This is a genomic window from Defluviitalea phaphyphila (genome assembly GCF_001466305.1).
Taxonomy (GTDB): domain Bacteria; phylum Bacillota; class Clostridia; order Lachnospirales; family Defluviitaleaceae; genus Defluviitalea_A; species Defluviitalea_A phaphyphila.
In genome coordinates, this window is the sequence record NZ_JWID01000041.1 from 1,678 (window position 1) to 7,016 (window position 5,339).

7 protein-coding genes and 1 pseudogene are annotated in these 5,339 nt (G+C 28.1%); all 8 read right to left on the reverse strand.

Annotated features, from left to right (window positions below; genetic code table 11):
* Window positions 1-422 precede the first annotated feature (422 nt).
* Window positions 423-1,070, reverse strand: a complete 648-nt coding sequence (locus OM90_RS11735) for a hypothetical protein (protein ID WP_058487055.1) — start codon at window positions 1,068-1,070, stop codon at window positions 423-425.
* 12 nt (window positions 1,071-1,082) lie between these two features.
* Window positions 1,083-1,841: an RHS repeat-associated core domain-containing protein gene (locus OM90_RS11740; protein ID WP_058487056.1), complete on the reverse strand. Its 759-nt coding sequence runs from the start codon at window positions 1,839-1,841 to the stop codon at window positions 1,083-1,085.
* 216 nt (window positions 1,842-2,057) lie between these two features.
* Window positions 2,058-2,450, reverse strand: coding sequence for an immunity 22 family protein (locus tag OM90_RS11745; protein ID WP_058487057.1), 393 nt, complete (start codon window positions 2,448-2,450; stop codon window positions 2,058-2,060).
* Between the two features lie 16 nt (window positions 2,451-2,466).
* Window positions 2,467-3,255: an RHS repeat-associated core domain-containing protein gene (locus tag OM90_RS11750; protein WP_330381872.1), complete on the reverse strand. Its 789-nt coding sequence runs from the start codon at window positions 3,253-3,255 to the stop codon at window positions 2,467-2,469.
* A gap of 396 nt (window positions 3,256-3,651) precedes the next feature.
* Window positions 3,652-3,984 carry an Imm32 family immunity protein gene (locus tag OM90_RS11755; protein WP_058487058.1) on the reverse strand — a complete coding sequence of 111 codons (333 nt, stop codon included), beginning with the start codon at window positions 3,982-3,984 and terminating at the stop codon, window positions 3,652-3,654.
* Window positions 3,985-3,996: 12 nt separating this feature from the next.
* Window positions 3,997-4,140: a hypothetical protein gene (locus OM90_RS13265; RefSeq protein WP_242860910.1), complete on the reverse strand. Its 144-nt coding sequence runs from the start codon at window positions 4,138-4,140 to the stop codon at window positions 3,997-3,999.
* Window positions 4,141-4,320: 180 nt separating this feature from the next.
* Window positions 4,321-4,581 (reverse strand): annotated as a pseudogene (locus OM90_RS13465) (RHS repeat-associated core domain-containing protein); the annotation flags it as partial.
* Between the two features lie 428 nt (window positions 4,582-5,009).
* The coding region (locus OM90_RS12875) for a hypothetical protein (protein WP_207643872.1) at window positions 5,010-5,339 on the reverse strand (330 nt) is incomplete at its 5' end.

Consider the following 5,339-nt stretch of genomic DNA (forward strand, 5'->3'; position numbering starts at 1 on the left):
TATATGCTCCTGTTGAATCTTCTACTATTATTACTCGATTCATGGAGTCATATTTATATTTTATGGTGTTATATTTGGTTGGCTTTTCGTTTTCTAATAAATATTCACCGCTTTTTATTTCTTCTATTACGTTTCCATTTTTATCGTATTTATAGAAAATTCCTTTATAAAGTACTTGCCCACTTTTTTCATCTATGGTTTTGGGTTCGTATTTTGCTATAAAAATAATAACGGAGTGAGATTATTATAATCCCACCCCAACTATTAATAAAGAACCTAATTCTTTATAAATTTTATATTATTGATTAGATATTCATCTGCTTTTTACAAATAATTATGTATCTTCTTTCTAAAACTTTTATTTTGTCTAATTTTACTTTTGTTATCATTCATTATTTATTCTTATACATCTTAGTAATATTTTAATTCTTAATTTCTAATAGTCTTTTTTCACAATATTCTTTTGCAAAATCATAAATATCTTTATCTCCTGCACCAAATCCACCTGTTTTTCCTAATTTTATTTCATTCTCTACTATAATCAATGCTTCTTTGTACTTTTCTTGTAAAATATAAAGTAATACTAATATTAATTTATCTGAATCTTCATCCATCTCTTCTTTATGATATTTCATAAATGACTCAATATCATTTACCTGCTCTAAATATGAATTAATAGTTTCTTCAAATATCGTTAAAAATTCATTACATTTTTCTTTCAAATCATCTTCTGGAGATAATTCTACTTCAACTAATTTTATAGTAAGACTTGGAGCAACAAATGCTCCATTAGCTCTTAAACTAATTGGAGCTTTTTTGTTTTGTGGTATTTCAAATACATCCCAAAAAATGTCATCTAACTTATAAGGTTTAACTTCAATTCTTCCTTTCAAAATAAACTTAGAATTTCTATAAACAACATCAGTTAAAGAACAAAAGAAAAAATCTCCTTTCTTTTTATATATGAAACCACTTATTTTTTTGATATCAAATTTTTTTCCTTCATCTTTTATTATTTTTAATAACTTTTTTTCTAAATCTTTAGCAATCTTTCTTTCTTTTCTTCCCATTATATATACCTCCTACTCTTGTTTTCTTTTTACCTTAACTTTCGTTCCTTTAGGAATTTTATAACCTTTGGTAAATATTCCTTTACCTCTTCCTACTACACTTCCTTCATTATTTTTAAGTAATTTAAAAACTATTTTTTGATTTTCTGTTAAAGGTGCTGTTAATGATGCTTTATATTCCTCAATTATTATATCTCCTGTATCTTTATCAATGCCAACCGCATCTACTCTAGTTCTATATATATCGCCCGAACTATCTTTTACCGCTATTAGAATTTGCTGTTGAGCTTCATTTGTATATTCACAAAACTCTGCAAATTTTTCAATTTCATATTCTCTACCGGCCTTACGATTTTTATTCAACCTATCCAAAATTTCTTTCCATTCTTCTCGTGATTTAATCTTCGATTCGGCTACTCCTTGGGTAAGCTTTTTAAAACGATACTTTTGATATTGGTTTTCAAGACTAAAATCTATGAACTTACCATTTCTTATTAAATGTTTATAAGAATTACTTGTTCCTTTACTCTTATTAGGGTCACATTTTACATATCCACTGGGGTCTATGTACATTATTGGGTTGTTGGCTACGTAGGTGTAGAGGTTTAGTCCGTCCCCTCGGTAGATATCTTCTTGGGTGAATCTTCCTATGGTGGGGTTGTAGTATCTTGCCCTTAGGTAGTATTGATTTTGTTCTTGGTCAAATTGTTCTCCGGCGTATTTAAATACATTGGGGATTTCTTCTATTTCTTTTATTATATTACCAAACACATCATATTCATAGTAATTTGTAATATTTTCTTCTTGGTCTGTTAGATAAGTAATATTTCTTTATTAAATATACTTAATAATAGTAAAATCTTATTTTTATCTCAAAACAAATAATGGAGCAGAATTTCTAAAAATCCCACTCCAACTATTGACAAATATCCGATTTTAAATAATCTTACCCTAACTAACTAAATGATACTACTTTAAATTATTTTTCTATCTATAACTTACAACTCCATAATATTTAATATTATATTCTTGTTTATTAATATTAATTATTTTCCCTGAATAATAAAAATTATAAACTAATATAACTGTATTAACTTTTTCATTTATTTTATCACCAATTTCTTTACATATCCTAGGAATAACTTTATCTGAATATGAACACCCTTTGATTAACTTATCTACTTTATCACTAATAAAATTATAATTAGCTTTTTCTATAAAATCCTCATCTATTTCATCCATATCAATTTCAAAATCTGTTAGAAATATTGATGGTTTACATTCACCATCTTCATCATAAATTAAGTTAACATAACGTTCTAAAAATTCTTGCGATTTCATATTTCCAAACCATATTGATACAAATCCTTCTTTTTCCATAATCTATAATACCTCCTTATTGTAATCTTAATCCTTCTGGTAATGCATTTATTCCACCTTTTAATCTATAATTAGCCCAATTATTTAATCTTCTTATAAACATATTATAATCAATAGAAGAATCTATTATTTCTAATAATTCATTATGTGCTTTAGTTGACCCTAAACCTCCATGTTTTCCTACTGGATTAATGAAATTAACATCTTGTATAGCTGTTCTTAAATTTCTTATTTTTTCTGCATTTACTCCCCATCTTTTAAATTGAGGTACTCTTGAAACAAGATGCCATTCATGCAAACCTCCTGGTTCTCTAAATTGCCTTTCTATTTTTTTCCTAAATCTTCTTTCTTGCCATATCAAGTCTAACTCATCTGATGTCAATGAATCAAACCAATTTTCAAAATTTCCACTTTTAATTGTTGGTATATCATTTAAAGATTTAACAACAGTATTGTTCGTTCCTTTACTCTTATTAGGTGGTGGACATTTCTCATACCCACTAGGGTCTATGTACATTATTGGGTTGTTGGCTACGTAGGTGTAGAGGTTTAGGCCGTCCCCTCGGTAGATGTATTCTTGGATGAATCTTCCTATGGTGGGGTTGTAATATCTTGCCCTTAGGTAGTATTGGTCTTGTTCTTGGTCAAATTGTTCGCCGGCGTATTTAAATACATTGGGGATTTCTTCTATTTCTTTTATTATATTACCAAATACATCATATTCATAGTAATTTGTAAGTCTTTCTTCTTGGTCTGTTAGGTGGGTTATATCCCCATGTTCGTTTTGATGAGAAGTATTTTTTATTTCCTACATCTTTTTGCAGTAATTCATAGCCTCTTATTTCTCTTGTTTTTGTATTGTTTTCTTTTTCATTAAGAGAATATTAAAAGTTTTTATAAACTTAAAATAAATTAAAAAACAACAATGGAGTAGAATTTTTAAGAATCCCACCCCAACTATTGACAAAGAGCATATATAATTATTAGCTTTAAGCTTTAGTAATTGTTATCAGAAAGGAATCAAATTTAGTCTAAAACACGAAATTATTTACAGACTCCTTATTTTGTCTATTTATCACTTTCAAACAGAGATATAACTATATTTTATTATTTACTATATTTTTTGAAAATATTATGCTATAAAAATACTCTACTACCTTTTCTGTTACAAATCTATACATCACACCATTAATATATAAAATTATTCTTTTAAATAATTATCAATTACATCTTGGTTGCTACAGCATATAATTAATTCATTGCTATCAGGTGTTAAAAATATACCTAATCGCTGACATAAAGTTTCTTTATCTGCTGGTTCAATATGATAATGTTTGCCTTCAACATAATTATATGCTAATCTTATTAACTCTGTTCCTAATCCTATCAATGCGTTTTTACTTAGGTATAATTGTACTTTTGCATTTGATATAACTTTGTTATTCTCATCAAAAACATGTACTACTCCAACATTATCTGCTTTTCTGTCAAATTCATCAAATTCATCATTATTAATATTAACAACATGATTCAATTTTAATCCCTCCTATTCAAAAAAATCAATTACATTCTTAAGTTCATCTAATACTATATGATAACTCCATTTTGATTTCCACTTTCCAGCAGGAGTTTTCGTTTGTATTTCAATGTTATAATGGTCAACTGCATCTTTATATCCTTTTGTTTTCATTGGATGAGCATGTACACCAGTATCTTGCCTAAAAATAATTTGTATCTCATCATCTATCTTGCTTATAATATTATTTCCTTTTCTTTCACCATTCTTTAATAAATTAATTAATTCTTCTATAGTACGATTACTCGTCCACTTATTATTATTAAACTCACACTTCTCATACCCACTTGGGTATATGTATATTATTGGGTTATTGGCTACATAGGTGTAGAGGTTTAAGCCATCCCCTCGGTAGATGTCTTCTTGGGTGAATCTTCCTATGGTGGGGTTGTAGTATCTTGCTCTTAGATAGTATTGATTTTGTTCTTGGTCAAATTGTTCGCCGGCGTATCTAAATACATTGGGGATTTCTTCTATTTCTTTTATTATATTACCAAATACATCGTATTCATAGTAGTTTACAAGTTTTTCTTCTTGGTCTGTTAGGTGGATTATATCCCCATGTTCGTTTTGATGGTAGAAGTATTTTTAAAGATGTATCGTATTACTTCTCCATCTTTTTCTATTTCTGCTCTTAAGCCTAAGGGATCATATTTTTTAATACATTTCCTTTAGGGTTTCTTACTTCTATGGTTCTATTGTAGATATCATAGAAGTACCTTTTTTCTCCCTCTCGGCTTTTTTCTTTTATGGTGTTTCCTTGGTTGTCGTATTCGTATATTATGGTGTCTTCTTCTCTTGTTTTGGTGTTTCTCTTTTATAATGTTGTTAATCTATTCTTATTATAAAACTAACAATGGAGTGGAATTTCAAAGAATTCCACTCCAACTATCGACAAAGAACCGAAAATATTATACAAATTTCTCTTCTTCTATTGACTTTGGTTCTTTTTAAAGTTCTATTTTTATTTTAAATACACATATTTATGCTGTCCATATTACAAAAAACTTTCTTCCTTCATCATTTTCTTCACATGATACATCAAAAACAACGTCATGGTCTATATCTATTATGTATAATGAACGTCTTTGTTGCCATAATTGGGCTATAGCTTCTTTATAATTAATAATTTTTGCTTTTGACCACCAAATTCCTGTTTCACCGCAGGGAATTAACCACATAGAATCATCTGTTAAGAAAGTTAGTTTATCTATTATCCATTGAATTATTTTTTCATCTTCTGTATTATAATCAATCGTTGCTACTCGTTTAGTTTTTCCTCCCATATCTAATTTCCTAAGTCTATCTCTATA